The 15923-nt window shown below is 43.4% G+C and carries 20 protein-coding genes and 2 tRNA genes; 9 read left to right on the forward strand and 13 right to left on the reverse strand.

The genetic code is table 11. From position 1 onward, the window contains the following. Positions 1-58: 58 nt before the first annotated feature. The 3 genes from QY309_16155 to QY309_16165 all read right to left on the reverse strand — a co-directional run bounded on the left by QY309_16155 (position 59) and on the right by QY309_16165 (position 3053). Positions 59-1549, reverse strand: coding sequence for a hypothetical protein (locus QY309_16155; GenBank protein WKZ59385.1), 1491 nt, complete (start codon positions 1547-1549; stop codon positions 59-61). 134 nt (positions 1550-1683) lie between these two features. Then, a complete protein-coding gene (locus QY309_16160; GenBank protein ID WKZ59386.1) occupies positions 1684-2670 on the reverse strand; it encodes an AAA family ATPase in 987 nt (328 codons plus the stop codon). 125 nt (positions 2671-2795) lie between these two features. After that, positions 2796-3053, reverse strand: coding sequence for a SemiSWEET family transporter (locus QY309_16165; protein WKZ59387.1), 258 nt, complete (start codon positions 3051-3053; stop codon positions 2796-2798). Positions 3054-3087: 34 nt separating this feature from the next. Between QY309_16165 and QY309_16170 the strand changes: the two genes are divergently transcribed. Beyond that, on the forward strand, positions 3088-3774 hold the full coding sequence (locus QY309_16170; GenBank protein ID WKZ59388.1) for a metallophosphoesterase: 687 nt from the start codon (positions 3088-3090) through the stop codon (positions 3772-3774). Between the two features lie 72 nt (positions 3775-3846). Here the strand turns inward: QY309_16170 and QY309_16175 are convergent, their stop codons facing one another. Continuing rightward, on the reverse strand, positions 3847-5217 hold the full coding sequence (locus tag QY309_16175) for an exonuclease domain-containing protein (GenBank protein WKZ59389.1): 1371 nt from the start codon (positions 5215-5217) through the stop codon (positions 3847-3849). A gap of 64 nt (positions 5218-5281) precedes the next feature. Between QY309_16175 and QY309_16180 the strand changes: the two genes are divergently transcribed. Next, positions 5282-5632: a phage holin family protein gene (locus QY309_16180; GenBank protein ID WKZ61713.1), complete on the forward strand. Its 351-nt coding sequence runs from the start codon at positions 5282-5284 to the stop codon at positions 5630-5632. Between the two features lie 5 nt (positions 5633-5637). Here the strand turns inward: QY309_16180 and QY309_16185 are convergent, their stop codons facing one another. The 6 genes from QY309_16185 to QY309_16210 form a co-directional block, all read right to left on the reverse strand. Beyond that, a complete protein-coding gene (locus tag QY309_16185; protein WKZ59390.1) occupies positions 5638-5964 on the reverse strand; it encodes a type II toxin-antitoxin system PemK/MazF family toxin in 327 nt (108 codons plus the stop codon). Beyond that, positions 5955-6200, reverse strand: a complete 246-nt coding sequence (locus tag QY309_16190; protein WKZ59391.1) for a hypothetical protein — start codon at positions 6198-6200, stop codon at positions 5955-5957. The genes QY309_16185 and QY309_16190 overlap by 10 nt, the downstream gene beginning before the upstream one ends. Before the next feature lie 214 nt (positions 6201-6414). Beyond that, the gene (locus QY309_16195; GenBank protein WKZ59392.1) at positions 6415-6651 is read right to left on the reverse strand and encodes a GIY-YIG nuclease family protein; all 237 of its coding nucleotides are present in this window, start codon (positions 6649-6651) and stop codon (positions 6415-6417) included. Positions 6652-6653: 2 nt separating this feature from the next. After that, positions 6654-6739, reverse strand: a tRNA-Leu gene (locus tag QY309_16200). Positions 6740-6792: 53 nt separating this feature from the next. Next, positions 6793-6865 (reverse strand) — tRNA-Gly (locus QY309_16205). 62 nt (positions 6866-6927) lie between these two features. Next, the gene (locus tag QY309_16210) at positions 6928-7863 is read right to left on the reverse strand and encodes an acyl-CoA desaturase (protein ID WKZ59393.1); all 936 of its coding nucleotides are present in this window, start codon (positions 7861-7863) and stop codon (positions 6928-6930) included. Between the two features lie 170 nt (positions 7864-8033). Here QY309_16210 and QY309_16215 point away from each other — a divergent pair, with 170 nt between their 5' ends. The 4 genes from QY309_16215 (at position 8034) to QY309_16230 (ending at position 11213) form a co-directional block, all read left to right on the forward strand. Then, positions 8034-8684 carry a sigma-70 family RNA polymerase sigma factor gene (locus tag QY309_16215; protein WKZ59394.1) on the forward strand — a complete coding sequence of 217 codons (651 nt, stop codon included), beginning with the start codon at positions 8034-8036 and terminating at the stop codon, positions 8682-8684. Positions 8685-8829: 145 nt separating this feature from the next. Then, on the forward strand, positions 8830-9600 hold the full coding sequence (locus tag QY309_16220; protein WKZ59395.1) for an acyl-CoA desaturase: 771 nt from the start codon (positions 8830-8832) through the stop codon (positions 9598-9600). A gap of 119 nt (positions 9601-9719) precedes the next feature. Beyond that, complete coding sequence (locus QY309_16225; GenBank protein WKZ59396.1) at positions 9720-9917, forward strand: cold shock domain-containing protein; 198 nt, start codon at positions 9720-9722, stop codon at positions 9915-9917. Between the two features lie 72 nt (positions 9918-9989). Then, positions 9990-11213: a DEAD/DEAH box helicase gene (locus QY309_16230; protein WKZ59397.1), complete on the forward strand. Its 1224-nt coding sequence runs from the start codon at positions 9990-9992 to the stop codon at positions 11211-11213. A 9-nt stretch (positions 11214-11222) separates the two neighbouring features. Here QY309_16230 and QY309_16235 read toward each other — a convergent pair whose 3' ends face one another. Then, the gene (locus QY309_16235; GenBank protein ID WKZ59398.1) at positions 11223-11843 is read right to left on the reverse strand and encodes an intradiol ring-cleavage dioxygenase; all 621 of its coding nucleotides are present in this window, start codon (positions 11841-11843) and stop codon (positions 11223-11225) included. A gap of 132 nt (positions 11844-11975) precedes the next feature. Between QY309_16235 and QY309_16240 the strand changes: the two genes are divergently transcribed. From QY309_16240 to QY309_16250, 3 genes are read left to right on the forward strand one after another with little or no spacing between them, the layout of a single operon-like run. Continuing rightward, the gene (locus QY309_16240) at positions 11976-12995 is read left to right on the forward strand and encodes a histidine kinase (GenBank protein WKZ59399.1); all 1020 of its coding nucleotides are present in this window, start codon (positions 11976-11978) and stop codon (positions 12993-12995) included. A 16-nt stretch (positions 12996-13011) separates the two neighbouring features. Further along, positions 13012-13734: a LytTR family DNA-binding domain-containing protein gene (locus QY309_16245; GenBank protein WKZ59400.1), complete on the forward strand. Its 723-nt coding sequence runs from the start codon at positions 13012-13014 to the stop codon at positions 13732-13734. A 39-nt stretch (positions 13735-13773) separates the two neighbouring features. Next, on the forward strand, positions 13774-14691 hold the full coding sequence (locus QY309_16250; GenBank protein WKZ59401.1) for a PhnD/SsuA/transferrin family substrate-binding protein: 918 nt from the start codon (positions 13774-13776) through the stop codon (positions 14689-14691). 25 nt (positions 14692-14716) lie between these two features. Here the strand turns inward: QY309_16250 and QY309_16255 are convergent, their stop codons facing one another. Together QY309_16255 and QY309_16260 are read right to left on the reverse strand one after the other, a co-directional pair. Further along, positions 14717-15439, reverse strand: a complete 723-nt coding sequence (locus QY309_16255; GenBank protein ID WKZ59402.1) for a class I SAM-dependent methyltransferase — start codon at positions 15437-15439, stop codon at positions 14717-14719. A gap of 11 nt (positions 15440-15450) precedes the next feature. Beyond that, a complete protein-coding gene (locus tag QY309_16260; protein WKZ59403.1) occupies positions 15451-15876 on the reverse strand; it encodes a hypothetical protein in 426 nt (141 codons plus the stop codon). Between the last annotated feature and the right edge of the window lie 47 nt (positions 15877-15923).

The following is a 15923-nucleotide window of genomic DNA, read 5'->3' on the forward strand; positions in this document are numbered from 1 at the left end:
ATAGAAAAAGCCTACCTCTGCTTGAGGTAGGCTTCGTTATGAAATTGTTACCGAATTGTTACAACCCTATTCCGGCTAAGGCACCTGAAACACGTGCCCACGTCCAACCGAAGACAGAAGCATCTGCCCCTACTGTATTGTCATTAACGGCTACTGCAGTTAATTCACCGGCAGGAATTCCTGCAAACACTACAGCTGGGTCTGGATTTGTTGCACCTGTAAGTGTATGTTCAAAATTAGCTACTGATGAAGTGCTCCCAGCAAAACCAACCATAGCTGCATATTCCTTCACATTGGTTGCGTTGCCAAAACCAAAGAAGTAGATGTTTTCCATTTCAACATTTGAATTGGCATCGAAGTCGATCAGATCTGCAATGTTTGCGCCAGCATACACAGTACCATTGATGAATTTGTGGTTTCTATTAGTAGCATTGATGTACGTGCCCTCCGGACCATCCAATTCAAATGCGCTACCAGTGTTCGGAGCTACTACAATAAAATTGTCACAGGTACCATTCCATGCCTGATCGGTATCCAATCCATCATCAAATGAATTCCAGATCACCACATTTTTAACAGATACTGTACCGCCAAACCACTCAATACCATCGTCTTGGTTTGCCACCACCTCAATGTTTTCAATTACAGTTCCTGAACCAACACCACCTAATGTTAATCCATTAATTTCATTGCCTGAGCCAATATTAGTACCACCATGACGAATAGAGATGTACTTAAGAACACCTGAATTATCCGCATCATCAGTACCGCCATATAATCCATTCGGATCTGAAGTAGGAATTCCTTCGATTTGAACTTCAGACAACTGACCACTTTCATTCGATGCAGATATGCGGGCTCTACCCAATACAATCACACCGCCCCAAAGACCATTTACAGTTGGTTCCAGGTTCGGACTTTCAATTTCACCTGGCTCAATTTCATCTAACACAGAAGTAAAAATAATCGGGCTGGCAGCTGTGCCTTCTGCCATCAGTTTACCTCCACGTGCTACTAGTAATGCGGTTGCGTTTGAACCCGTTCCGCCCTGTCCTTTTATAACTACGCCTGGTTCAATAGTAAGTGTAACTCCATTTAATACTGTAACACGGGTGGCGAGAATATAAATTCGTCCAGACTTCCAGGTTGTATTTGCTGAAATATTTGATGTTACCGTTACGGTGTTTCCTTTTGTCAGGTTTAACACTTCAGTTGCAATTTTATCATTGCTGTCGGTAATCGTTAAGGTAACAGATGCTGCTCCAATATTCGCATCAGCAGTGAAATTGACAACCACGTTTCCAGAAGTTGCTCCGGCTGAAGGTTCGCTTTCAATAGCTGCCGTACCACCTGTTGCCGAAACTTCTACAGATTTATAACCACCGGGAATTGTTACAGCAAAACTTAGTTCTGTAACATCAGCTACAAGAACGTTTACAATAGCGGGCTCACTAATTGAAGGACCATCTGGTGTGGTCTCATCTTCACTACAAGCCCAGAACATGGTAACAAGGCCTGCCAGCATCAGCATCGAAAGTAATTTCTTCATAAAATTGTTTAGTTTAATCACACTTAATTCGAGCCCAAAGGTGGGCATCCAATGTTAAGTGGCGTCAAACCAGATTTTATGAAATTGTTACTTGCCGCATGCCTGCGGTTAACCCAATGTTAATGGCAAAAATTTTATTTGCTGATGGGGACTTTGTTCAGAATTGCCTTGATGATTTCGTTGGTCTTGACGTTATCCGCTTCGGCTTCGTAGTTGAGCAAAATGCGGTGATTCATCACATCCAACGCCACTTCTTTGATGTCTTCGGGCAGTACATAATCGCGGCCTTCCATGTAAGCGGCAGCTTTGGCGGCCAGGTTCAGGTTAATGCTCGCACGCGGTGATGCCCCAAACTGAATGTACGGGGCAATGTCGTTGAGTTTGTATTCCAGTGGTTTGCGTGTGGCAAATACCAACTCAATAATATAACGCTCCAACGATTCGGAAATTTTTACTTTGTTTACCTGCTCGCGTATGTCGTAAATGTCTTCCTTGGTAAGCAATGCATTCACCGTAAAATCAAACTTCATGTTTGAAATTCTGCGCATCACTTCCAGTTCCTGGTCTTTGGTAGGATAGTCGACAAACACCTTCATCATAAAGCGGTCGATCTGTGCTTCCGGTAACGGATAGGTTCCTTCGTTTTCAACCGGGTTTTGTGTAGCCAATACCAGGAAAGGACGATCCAATTGAAACGTGGTTTCACCGATCGTTACCTGTTTTTCCTGCATCGCTTCCAGCAAAGCCGATTGAACTTTTGCTGGGGAGCGGTTGATCTCATCCGCCAAAATAATGTTGGCGAAAATGGGGCCTTTCTTTACTTCAAACTTGGCCTCTCGCTGATTATAAATCATCGTTCCCACCAGGTCGGCCGGCAACAAATCTGGAGTAAATTGAATGCGCGAAAAATCAAGGTGCAGCACACGGGCAAGCGTACTTACGGTTAACGTCTTGGCCAGACCCGGCACACCTTCCAACAAAATATGGCCGTTGGTAAACAGGCCGATAAGCAGGCGGTTTACCATATACTCCTGCCCAACTACCACCTTACCTACTTCGGCAATAACCTGACTGATTTTTTCTTTATGCTGAACGTGTTTTTCGGCAACTACAACTTCCATAACTAATTCAATTCAACCTGAATGTGTACCTTCTTAACGGGAATAAGCCGCTAAAGTAGCGCAATTTTAAGGATTTCGTGCCAAAAAGTGATAAACAGCAAAACGTAGCGGTTAATGGCGAAATGCTACTTTTTAAATGTGAATTTGAAATAAATGAGGGCAAGGCTAAGCACACAAATAATGCCGTTGCAGATAATGACCGGCCACAGGTTTAGCCCAAAGCCATAAATCAGCCATACAATGGTGCTGGAAAAAACAATCAGCATCATGGCCAGGCTCAGGTCACCTACGCTTTTGGATTGCCACGCTTTGTAAACCTGGGGCATAAAGGTGATGGAACTTAAAAAGGCACCCATGTGCCCGACAATTTCAATGGTAGACATGTTATGTTATTTTCGAACGTGAAGGTATAAAATAATGGCAAGGACTTTCGTTATCGGTGATATTCACGGTGCCCACCGGGCGCTTCAGCAATGCCTGCAGCGATCAGGGTTTGATTATGAAAAAGATCACCTCATTTCGCTTGGCGATGTGTGCGATGGCTGGCCGGAAACCAAACAAGCGATTGATGAGTTGATGCGCATTAAAAACCTCACCTACATTTTTGGCAACCACGATTTCTGGACGTTGGAGTGGATGCGCTACGGCCATGCCGATGACGTGTGGTGGGAGCAGGGTGGGGAGTCAACCGTAAATTCATTTAAGGGAACGGGCTTTGAAAAATACCAGGCATTTCTGGAAGGAGCTTTGCCGTATCACATTCTCGACAACAAACTATTTGTTCACGCTGGTATCAATCCCTTACGACCAATCCATCAACAGTCGCTGCAGGTTTTCTTATGGGATAGAAACTTATCACGCATTGCGCTCGACTTCTATTACAAAGGCATGCACAGCAAGCACACGGAATACGATGAAATTTATTTGGGTCACACACCTGTGCCGTTTCAAACGCCAATACAATCAGGTGAAATCTGGTTGATGGATACCGGTGCAGGTTGGTCGGGTGTGCTTTCCATGATGGACATACACACGAAAGAAGTATTCACCAGCGATCCGGTTCCGTTGTTGTATCCGGGAGTTGAGGGGAGGAAGAGAAAATAAAAAGTAGGCAGTGGCAATAGGCAGTAGGCAAAATCATTATCTCAAATACTTTGCCTACTTCACACTTTCTCATCAAAGCCACACCACCTCAAACCCTCTTGGATTTTGTAAGTATGAATTAATCAGGTTTTGCACCGTGGCGGTTTCAACACCTTTGCGAACAAAGTTTTTGGCCTCTTCCATATCGTGAATAGAAACTTCACTATCGATAAAACCAAAACCCAGATACTTTCCCTGCTCAACCAGCACTACAGATTGTTCGCGCGCTTTTCTTCCTTTGCCGATGATGGCCACCGATTCGCCTAAACCAGAAAAAGAATCAATGGCCTTATACACGCGCTTGTTGTATTTCTTCACTTTCTCCACGCCCATACAAGCGCCTTTGCAGTCACCTATTTGATATTGGAAGCACAGTCCTTTTGAAACCTGCAGTCCGCTTAACTTCGGACACAGATCAAACTCGCGCACCTTCTCCCACAAAAAATTCCACGCATCACCTTTCGAGCTGAATTTGATTAGTGGCCGGGAGCCTCGCTTTACTATGTTCACATTAAATCGATGGTAGCCCGCACGGTCTTCATAATCGTAAATACCCCACTCTTCTACCCTCCATTTTTGCGCCATGTTGTACTTGGGCCAAAGCCTGCGTATCTCCTGCGACTCCAGGATAAGCGCAATCAATTCATTACCGGTAAGTTCGTAGGTGATGTGGTGAATTTCATTTCTGATCTTCGAGCGATTCCATTCGCGCGCATCACCGGTAAAATGCCCGGCAATTCTTTTTTTGATGTTGTTGGCCTTGCCCACATAAATCACATGCCCGCGTTCATTTAAAAAATAATACACACCGGGTTTGGCTGGCAGTTTATCGAATTCATCTTTGGGTAAGTTGGGTGGCAAAATTGTTTCACCTGAATTGCGTTTCAACGCACGAAGAATATAACCTTCCTTATCGCGGTTAAGTAACTTGGAAAAAATTTTTGCTGTTGCCTCAGCATCTCCTCCGGCTCTGTGTCGGTTTTGAATACCCACGCCCAAACTTTCTGCCAGACTTCCTAAACTGTACGAACGTAAGCCCGGTATAATTTTTCGGCTTAGTCGAACGGTACACAACTTTTTCGATTGCCACGCTATCCCTGCCAGTTCAAACTCCTTCTTTAAAAATGAATAATCGAAATGGGCATTGTGTGCCACAAACACACGGCCCTCCAGTAAACTCATTATGGAATCGGCAACTTCTTCAAAGGGTGGAGCTTCGGCTACCATCTCGGTAGTAATCCCGGTAAGTCCGGTTATGTAGTAGGGAATTTTTCTTCCCGGGTTTACCAGCGTGTAAAAATGATCGGTAACCTCAATGCCGTTGTGATGGTAAATGGCTATTTCTGTAATGCGATGATTATCCGCGTAGCCTCCGGTCGTCTCAATATCCACAATGGCGTACATGACCAGCAAGTTAGTGTTTGATAAAAGGCCGGAAAAGCGGATATTGAAAGAATATTTTTCGGCTATGAATGGAGTTGTTCGTTTTCTGTTAAATGGCTTGGCAGTACTGCTTACCGCCTACCTGCTACCCGGTGTGCATGTTGAACATTATGGCTATGCCTTATTGGTAGCATTGGTGCTGGCCGTGGTTAATGCCATCATTAAACCGATACTGGTGGTGCTTACCATTCCCATCACCTTTGTTACGTTCGGCTTGTTTCTGTTGGTGATTAATGCGCTGATGATTTTACTGGTCGATTGGCTTGTGGGTGGCTTTACCGTAGATGGCTTTTGGTGGGCACTGTTGTTCAGTTTGATCCTGTCGTTGTTTAATAGTTTGTTCAATGACTTGACGAAGCAGAAGAACAACCGGTGATTTTTCTATAACTCAAAAACCTCAGAAATCACATCCTTGATCATTTCAATATCATCTTGTTTCAATCTTCCCAGGCTTTCTCTGCTTAAACGGCTTTCATCAACTGCACGCATTTGGTCCAGACACACTTCACAAAATTTATTCTGAAAACGTATCTCTACTCTGGATGGATAACCGCGTAATGTTGTAGTCATTGGAGCAATGATAACCGTGCCCAAAACACTATTCATTTTTTCTGAAGAAAGCACCACACAAGGTCTGCTCTTCTTGATTTCAAGACCTACTGTAGGATCAAGGTTTACCAGGTAAACATGAAATGCCTTTACTCCCATGTCCAGTCTGTGGCATCAAACCTATTAGATACATGGTCGGCTTTTTCCTTTTTAGCAGATTTGAAGTCAGACCATTTTCTCTTCTTTTTTACATCAGTTGATGTAATCATGATCACTTTGTTTTTGACCGTGATCTGAACTGTATCCTTAATCCCGCTTTCATCTAAAATGGATTTAGGGAACAAAATTCCTTTGGAGTTACCTATCCTTCTCACTTTTGCAATTGTTGAACCCATAGTCCCTCGTTATTTAATTGTTATAACATAAAGTTATAACAATTTGTTCCAACAAAACAGGATAATATGAAAACTTATAATTTGGGAATAGGTCTACAAAATCACGAGAGTACCAGAAACGGAAGTTGAATAAGTCCGCAATTTACAAGCTTGAAATCTTGAAAGTACCCGGGGCGGGAGTTGAACCTGCCTGCGGCAGGCAGGCCCGCACAGTTTACAATAATTTTCTAAGGTAATCTTTACCCTGACCAGATTTCAAAAATTTTTCTCGTCTCCTTGCTGAGATTCGGTCAGGAAAACTTTCTGAATGGATTAATCTAAATGGAGCGTAGGGCTTTGTCGTTCGCTCATAACCTCTATTATGTCGCTCTATCCTTGACTGTAGATCAGAAGTCAGGCCAACATAAATGTAATTCTTCGATACACTCTTTAGGGCGTATACAAAAAACATAGTACCCGGGGCGGGAGTTGAACCCGCACGACTATTACTAGCCACAGGATTTTAAGTCCTGCGTGTCTACCAATTCCACCACCCGGGCAGACAATGAACGTCCTTAAAAAAGAATCCCCTCTCGTTCGGAGAGGGGTTCTGAGCGGGAAACGAGACTCGAACTCGCGACCCCGACCTTGGCAAGGTCGTGCTCTACCAACTGAGCTACTCCCGCTTGTTCCCAAAAGGGACTGCAAATTTAATAGCTGGATTTAAAATTCCAACACGGCAAAAATATTAGCCGGTTTTTTGCAATTCGCCCTCCATTTCCAGCTTTAGCTGGCGGGCATGTTCTTTGTCCTTTGAGTATTTGATGTGCTTCGGTACGCCCTTTAAATCCCAGATCAAACCCGTCCAGGAAAGTACCTTTAAAATGTACCAGGTAATGTCGATCTCCCACCAGAAAAACCCTTGCCGTGAAGCGGTTTCGTAGTAGTGGTGGTTGTTATGCCAACCTTCCCCCAATGTAATCAGGGCCAGCCATACGCTGTTGCGCGATTCGTCATGAGTATTGTAACGCTGCCGCCCAAACTTGTGCATGATGGAGTTGATGGAGAACGTTCCATGATACAGGATTACCGTACTCAAAAAGAATCCGATCAGTAAGGTTGAAAATCCGGCTGAGGTGAACATCATCGTTATGCTTCCTCCGTTCACAATCCCGCCAAGGGCCGTAACCACAACCGCAAGGAACACAGGTGGAACGAGGTAATGCTTATTCAACCAAACCAGTTCGGGATACTTCGCGTAATCGCCAATCACTTTATAATCGGTTTCTTTAAAATCGGGCCCAACAATCCAGCCAATGTGCGAATACCAGAATCCATAAATCTTCATAGAATGTGGATCGGCCGGTGTATCGCTGTGGCGGTGATGATGACGGTGATGGGCCGCCCACCACAACGCTCCTTTTTGAGCTGATGTCTGCGCCATAAACGCAATTACAAACTGAAACCAGCGCGAAGTTTTATAGGATTTGTGTGCAAAGTATCGGTGATACCCTCCGGTAATCCAAAACATGCGAAATACATACAGAAAAATGCACACCATCCAATCGAAAAACGTGGCTCCCGTCCAGATGGCGGCAATGGGAATCAGGTGCATGAGTGCAAAGGCAATTTCCTGCTTGATGATCGGTTTTCTGCGAACCTCGGGTGTTATTGTTGCTGACATGAGAACTTAATGAACCGGTAATCTGTTGAAAGCGTTTAGCTTTATTTCATCGTTGCAAAGGTACAGCTTTATGTTGATACTGAGCCTGTTACTTCAAAATTCGGACTAACGGCTGTATGGCAGGACGAGCCACTGAAAACGCCAATTAATTACCGTATCTTTGAGCTTTTATGAGTCATTCACAAACCATAGCACTTTATCAGCCAATGCTCTACAACATCGCCTACAACCTGGTGCGTTGCAAGCAGGATGCAGAGGATATTGTGCAGGAAACTTTTTTAAAATGGCTGAATGCCGAACAGGAGAAAATTCAAAACCTGAAGGCTTACCTCATTAAAGCCGTTACCAACAATTGCCTGAACCACCTCAATGCGCTGAAACGCAAAAAAGAAGAATACTTGGAGTCGATTCATGTACCGGAATTCATCACCAAAATCAAGGAATCGAATTTCGCACACATCGACCTGGATACGTACCTAACCGGAGCAATGAGGGTATTGCACACAAAACTTGAACCGTTGGAGCGTGCCGTTTTCTTGCTGAAAGAGGTTTTTGACGTGGACTACGATACGTTACATACCACCCTCGACAAAAAGAAAGATCACCTGCGTCAGTTATTAAGCCGGGCAAAAAAGAAACTGGAAGAAGAAAAGGCCAAAATTCATTTTGATCTTCCTTCTGCCACTTCGCTGATGGAAAGCTTCAAAAAAGCCTGCCAGGGCGATACGGACGAGCTTATTGACTCGCTTAAGCGCGACATCTGGTTTCAACCCGATGCTTCGACAGGCTCAGCATATCATGATTCTACCGAGCGTGACTGACTCTCACTCTTACCGATGTAATTAAAAATTTTTCTCTTCAATCCTGTCACAAAACAGAAACAGGTTTGTCTTACAGTTAAATCAGCCTGATTTCCATGAAATCAAAGCCGGTTCAATTGTATAACATTAAAACCTAAACTATTTCATGATCATCATTTTTGCCTTTTTTATAGCGCACTGGTACCTGTCGCTATTCTTTCAAACCTTCTTTTTACACCGTTACGCCTCGCACAAGGCGTTTACGATGAGTCCGTTTATGGAGAAAGTATTCTATGTGCTTACCTGGATTTTTCAAGGATCTAATTATTTGAGCCCCTATGGTTATGGTGTTATGCACCGCATGCACCACGCCTTTGCCGATACGGAAAACGATCCGCATTCACCCAAATACGATGAAACCATCTGGAACATGATGTGGAAAACCAAAACCATTTACTCGGCTATTGCCAATGGTAAAATGGTGGTTGATAAGCGTTTTACAGAAGGTGTGCCGCAGTGGGAAGCCTTTGATAAGTTTGCCAGATCGTGGCCGTCACGCATTTTCTGGGGTGCGGTTTACACCTTTGTTTATTTTCAATTTGCCACCGAATGGTGGTTGTGGCTGTTATTGCCGCTTCAATTTTTGATGAGCCCCATCCATGGCGCCATCATTAACTGGTTTGCACACAAGTACGGCTACCGCAACTTTGAAGTTGGGGATACCTCTAAAAACTTTTTACCGGTTGATTTCCTGATGATGGGCGAAAGCTATCACAATAATCACCACAAAAACGGCTCACGCGCCAACTTTGGGGGCATCCGCTGGCATGAAATTGACCCTACTTACCTGGTTATTAAGTTGCTGGATAAAGTAGGCATTATTCAAATAGCTAAAACCCGTAAGCTGCAGGTAGCGGAAATCAAAAAAGCAGCCTGATCACTATAAAATTGCGGAAAGCTTAAGATACGGTTTATTATACCTACCTTTGAGCCTTAAACAATTTTAACACCGGTCAGCGGGCTTAAACCCGGTGGCCTTTAACAACAAACAACACAATGAAAGAAGGAACAGTAAAGTTCTTCAACGAAGCCAAAGGATTCGGCTTTGTAAGAGAAACAGCAACCAACGAAGAATTTTTCGTGCACGTATCAGGTCTGGTAGACCAGGTTCGCGAGAATGACGAAATCACGTTCGAGGTTACACAAGGAAGAAAAGGATTGAATGCCGTTAACGTACGGTTGGTCAATAATTAATATTCCACACGCACAAGCGCGAAGCCAGACCCACAACGTCTGGCTTTGTTTTTTTTATCTTTGCATCAATTCATGACATTTCAGGATTTTAATTTCGATCAAAAGCTCAACGAAGGGCTTGATTCCATGGGCTACGAAAAGCCCACCCCCATTCAGCAACAGGCCATTCCCACCATTCTTCAAAACAAAGATGTGATTGCCTGCGCCCAAACCGGTACCGGTAAAACTGCCGCCTACATTTTGCCGGTAATCAATAAAATGATTCAAACCGATCACCGGCATTTGAATACACTAATCATTGCGCCCACGCGCGAACTGGCCCAACAAATCGATCAACAAATTGAAGGCTTTGCATACTTCACCGGCATCAGCTCTATCCCGATTTATGGCGGTGGCGATGGTGCCACGTGGGACGTGCAGAAAAAAGCACTCGAACAAGGTGCCGATATTATTGTGGCAACACCCGGTCGGTTAATAGCCTTACTGGCGGCAGGCACTACGGTGTTTGACCATCTCAAGCATTTGATTTTAGATGAAGCCGACCGCATGCTCGACATGGGCTTTTACGATGACATCATAAAAATTGTAAACTACCTGCCAAAAGAGCGACAAACATTACTGTTCTCGGCTACCATGCCGCCCAAGATCAGGGCACTCGCAAACAAAATTTTGAATCAGCCGGAAGAAATCAACATCGCCATTGCAAAACCTGCGGCAGGTATTAAGCAAGAGGCATACGTGGTGTATGATAGCCAGAAAGAAAAACTGCTGGAGCATATTCTAAAAACGTATACGTGGAACAGCATTATTCTTTTTGCCTCACGCAAGGAAACCGTAAAGAAACTGGACAGCACCTTGCGAAAAGCAGGAATTGCAGCTAAAGCTTTTCACTCCGATTTGGAGCAACCTGAACGCGAACAAATTCTTCGTGCCTTTAAAAACAAGCAAATAAATTTTCTGATTGGCACCGATGTGCTCTCGCGCGGTATTGATGTGGAGGGTATTAGTATGGTAATTAATTGGGATGTTCCGCCTGACCCTGAGGATTATGTGCACCGCATTGGAAGAACGGCACGTGCGGCCACAACGGGTACAGCCATAACGTTTGTAAATGAACTCGATCAGAAAAGATTCTCGGGTATTGAAAACCTGATCGGATCGGAAATTCAGAAACTTGCGTTGCCTGAATTTTTAGGCGAAGGACCTGCCTATGCGCCACAAACAAAAAGAAAAGGAAACTTTAAACCGCGTGGAAATAAGTTTCGCAGAAACCGGCATCCGAAAAAATCTTCCTGATAAAATTTATCAGTAATTCGGAACATTAATACCCAGGATAATATCGCGTTTGCCAATCCAAACACCCGCAGCATTTTTGCTGAGCGTAATTATTCCTGAGCCACCGCGTTTCGCCTGTCTGGTTTTATCCTGCACTGTTAATACCGGATCATCCTCAAAAAGAAATTCATCAATCCAATAAAGTGAAAGACCAGGTTCTTTTATGATGGGATGAATGTGTTGTGGATTTCGACTGTTTGGATACGAAGCCGGCCGAATGGTGCTGAACTCGTAGCGACCTTGCGCATCGGTTTTTACCCAACCGCGTAAATGCCCGTGTCTTTTAGCATGCACTTGCTTTGGTGCTGGTGTATAGCGGCCGGTGTTGTCAGTTTGATAAACATATAGAATCACATCAGGAGCTGGAGTTTTCCCATCTTTCTTGTAGATCGTACCGCTGATGATCATCCGCTCACCGGGCTCGTCATCGGGTGCAAGTTTTGTTTTCCAGGAAAGCGTTGCGGGCATACCGGCAAACATCAATTCACAATCTTCGCAGCCACCACCAACTTGCCTTTCGGCAGATTGGGATTGCGCGCAGCCGGTGACAGCCATACTTAAAACCAACAGGCAAGGAAGAAAATATTTCATACGAATAACAGTTTACTGAATTTACGAAGGTCACTCCAACAAGATTTACCTTCCTGATGAACGGCCCGATATTCTTGATGAAATGCAAATCGGGTGTGTACTACGCTTCGTTTAAAGCTGTAATTTTCAGTAATGGAACGACTTTTCAGGTATAAGCTTGATCACACTTTGTTCTGGATGTTGACAGTGGGCTTCCATGCCTACACCCATGCCGGTCTTATTAATCAGGCTAGTTTTGGACAATTTGTACTGGAATTACTTGTACGCGATGGCTTGCTTGCGATTGTCGTTTACACCAATCTGTTGGTCATCATTCCAAAACTAAACCAGCAAAAAAAATATGGCCTATCCATTCTGCTTATTGCGATAAGCCTGATGTTTTATGTGGCCCTCAAAAATCTACACGATGTTTACCTGTATGGAAACATCCTGAACAACCCTGAGCGACAAAGTTTCTTTCACAACAGTTTTTACAACTTCTCCATTATTATTTTTTACCTGGCCTTTGCCACTACGCTACACCTGAGTAAACAATGGTACCTTCAAAAAGAACTCATCCGAAAAATTGAACTTGAAAAATTAAATACCGAACTGGAATACCTGAAGGCCCAGATCAATCCGCATTTTTTGTTCAACTCATTGAATACGGTTTTCTTCCAAATCGATAAACAAAATACCACGGCACGTGAAACCCTTTCGAAGTTTTCGGATATGCTGCGCTACCAACTCTACGAATGCAACGGAAAGGAGATTGCCATAGAAAAAGAAATTCAATACCTGAAAAATTATGTGGAACTTCAAAAACTTCGTAAGGATGAACACTACGACATTCAGTTTACACATTCGGAAGAATTGAAAAATTTTACTGTATCGCCCCTGCTGTTGCTGCCGTTTATTGAAAATGCTTTCAAACATGTATCGAATACTAGCGACAGAAAAAACACCATCACTATCGAGTTAAAAAAATCAGAAAACCAATTTCAGTTGATCGTATTCAATACAAAAGACCCGAAACCTATATCGGGTAATGGTGGCATCGGGTTAAAAAATGTGCAGCGCAGATTGGAGCTGTTGTATCCCAATCGGCATGACTTAATGATTACCGAACAACCCGAAACGTTTCGAGTACAGCTAACCCTTACCCTGATGTAACGTTAACCGGAACAATATGAAACTCAATTGCCTCATTATTGATGACGAACCCGTAGCCCGCAAAGGGTTGGAGGAATACGTAACTGAAGTGGAGTTTCTGCATCTGGCAGGCAAATGCGAAAATGCCGTAAAGGCTTCTGCGTTACTTCACGATGGAAAGATCGATTTACTGTTGCTGGATATTCACATGCCCAAACTTTCAGGGATTGAATTTTTGAAAACGTTGAAAAATCCACCCATGGTCATTTTCACTACGGCCTACTCAGAATATGCCCTGGAAGGATATTCCCTTGACATTATTGATTATCTGGTAAAACCGATTCCATTTGAACGGTTTCTGAAAGCCGTACAAAAAGCACACGATTTTTATGTGTTGAAGCAAAAAGCTGAATCGTCTGCTACCGCCTCTCCGGAATATTTCTTCATCAAATGCGATCACAAATTTGAGAAAGTGAATTACACCGATGTGCTGTACGTGGAGGCCATGCAGAACTATTGCATCATTCATACTGCAGAGCGAAAAATGATTACGTACATTACATTCAGCGGTCTGGAAAGTCAGCTCCCCGCTGATCGCTTTTTGAAAGTGCATAAATCCTTTTTGGTCTCGCTAAACAAAATAAAAGCTGTTGAAGGCAACGAAATCCTGATTGGTAGTGCACGTATTCCCATTAGTCGCAACCTGAAAGATGAGGTGATGCTGAAAATTATGGGCGATAACCTTTTTAAGCGCGGCTAAATGTGCAACTCCACGGTTCATTTTTCGTTTCTTTGATTTATGTATCACAAGCTCACACTCTTCCTGATTGCCTTTACTGCTGTGTTTGCCCTTAGCGCACAAAACACACTTCAATCCATTCAAAAATTGGTGGTCGCCACCTATCAATATGCCGACAACCCGCGTATTAAAAACATAGAACCGTTTGCCCTTCAGTTTGGTGAAATCAATAATCTGAATGTTGAAGTAAAAAGTTACCCAACTGTTCAGGCTTTATTAAAAGCCATGGAAAACGAAGAAGTGGATGTAGCCTTTATGAATACGTTCGGCTATTTGATGCTGAAAGAAAAATCACAGGCCTATGAAGCCGGTGTAGTGCTCAACATCCCGAAGGAAAAAGAAAATGCCTACAAAAGTGTGCTTGCAACGGGAGCAAATACTCCGGAAAACACGCTGGAACAAATTGTGGCGAATGCTTCGGATTTTGTTTTGGTGTTAGTCAGTCCGGGCTCTACTTCGGGCAACCTGGTACCGCGATTGAAACTGGCCTCCTTGCAACCGGGTTATCCTGAACGTTTTTTCTTGGAAGTACAATACACCAATAATCATTCGCTCGCGGCACAACGTGCATTAAAAGGCGAAGTTGCCTTATGCGCCTTTGGCCGTGGCGAGTATTATAACCTGGGTGCTGATACCGTGAAGGTGAAAAAACTGTGGGAGTCGCCTCCCATTCCGCTTGGGCCAGTCGTATATCGAAAAAAGTTACCCCTAAGTCTACGCGATGAACTCCAAAAAGCATTGCTTGATCTACACATTCAAAATCCGGAAGCGCTGGAATCGATAAAAGCAGGATGGACAGAAGCCGTTCCGGCAGACCGGTACATTTCCGTAACCGATGATTATTATGAAAGCCTATTGAAACTTAGCAATAACCCGGCTGTATCTATGTCGATCATTCGGAATTTTGCGAAAGAATGAAATGATGACTTATAAAAAAAGAAGATCAACCTTCTATCTTTTTCCCATGGAAACCAGTTGCGCACCCAAAAAAATATGATATAAATTCCGTCTTAAGTCCGACTGCATCAAAGTTTCTCTGAGCTATTTTTGCATTCTCGAATTTGTCAGTATATCTCCAAAGCATTCTATACTCTTCAGGATTACCAAGCAAAAGTTTTCCAAAAATTGGTATTATGTGACCGAGGTAAAATCCATATAACAACTTCAATATCTTATTACTGGGTTTTGAAATCTCGATAAACGAAAATCTTCCACCTTCCTTCAAAATTCTTTTAGTTTCATTTGCCAAAACAGTTATTTGCTCAACATTGAATGTCTTGAGCCCAAATGCACAGATAACAATATCAAAGTGGTTACTAGGAAGTTGATTGCCCAGAATATCTTGTTGTATCAATGTAATCTCCTTGTTGAATTTCGATTGATTCCTGTGACCTGCGTATTTCAACATTTCATATGAAAAGTCAAGAGCTGTTAAATTGGAATTTGGAAATCTATGTTTTACTGCCCCCCAAGTCTCGCCCATACCCGTCAACAAATCAATTACTTTGATTTCATCATTGGATTCTTCCAGTGGCTTTAGGAATTGAGTTCTCCAGCGAATGGAAAATCCAAAAGATGTTATGTAGTTCATTCGCTCATAAGAGTTGCTCATTCTATTGAACAATCTCTTTACATAATCAGGATTGTAAATGCCCTCTTCAAACATTTGCAAGACTGTTACTCCCGATGCTGAAAACACTTGCCGCTTGCATCCGTAGTGGTGCGGGAGCAACGCTTACCCTCAGCCGTTTTACCCGAACAACGCACCTGCTTTTCTCCTGTTGTTGAATTGGGTTTGCAAATGCCGCAGGCAGTTTTTCCATCGGCTTTCGCCTGACTAAGCTTTACGGCATGAGCCGTTTTTGAATAACGACAATCGGCCGTGTGGTATTTATCTCCGTCATGCGTTATGTAAACGATCGGTCCATCTGATGAAGAAGGTTCAATAACTTCCTCCTCTGTTTCAACGTCAGAACCATCATCCTGTGAAGATGACTCCACTTCTGTTTCCGGTTCGGATTCTGTTGTTGTAGTGTCAGTTGCTGTAGGTTGATTACAAGCAAAACAAAGTAGAAGGATCAACGATAGATAACGTGTTTTCATGGTATAACTGTTGGTGTTGCGGGCCTGATAAAAACACAGACCTATGT

It is taken from the genome of Cyclobacteriaceae bacterium, assembly GCA_030584025.1.
Lineage (GTDB): Bacteria > Bacteroidota > Bacteroidia > Cytophagales > Cyclobacteriaceae > UBA2336.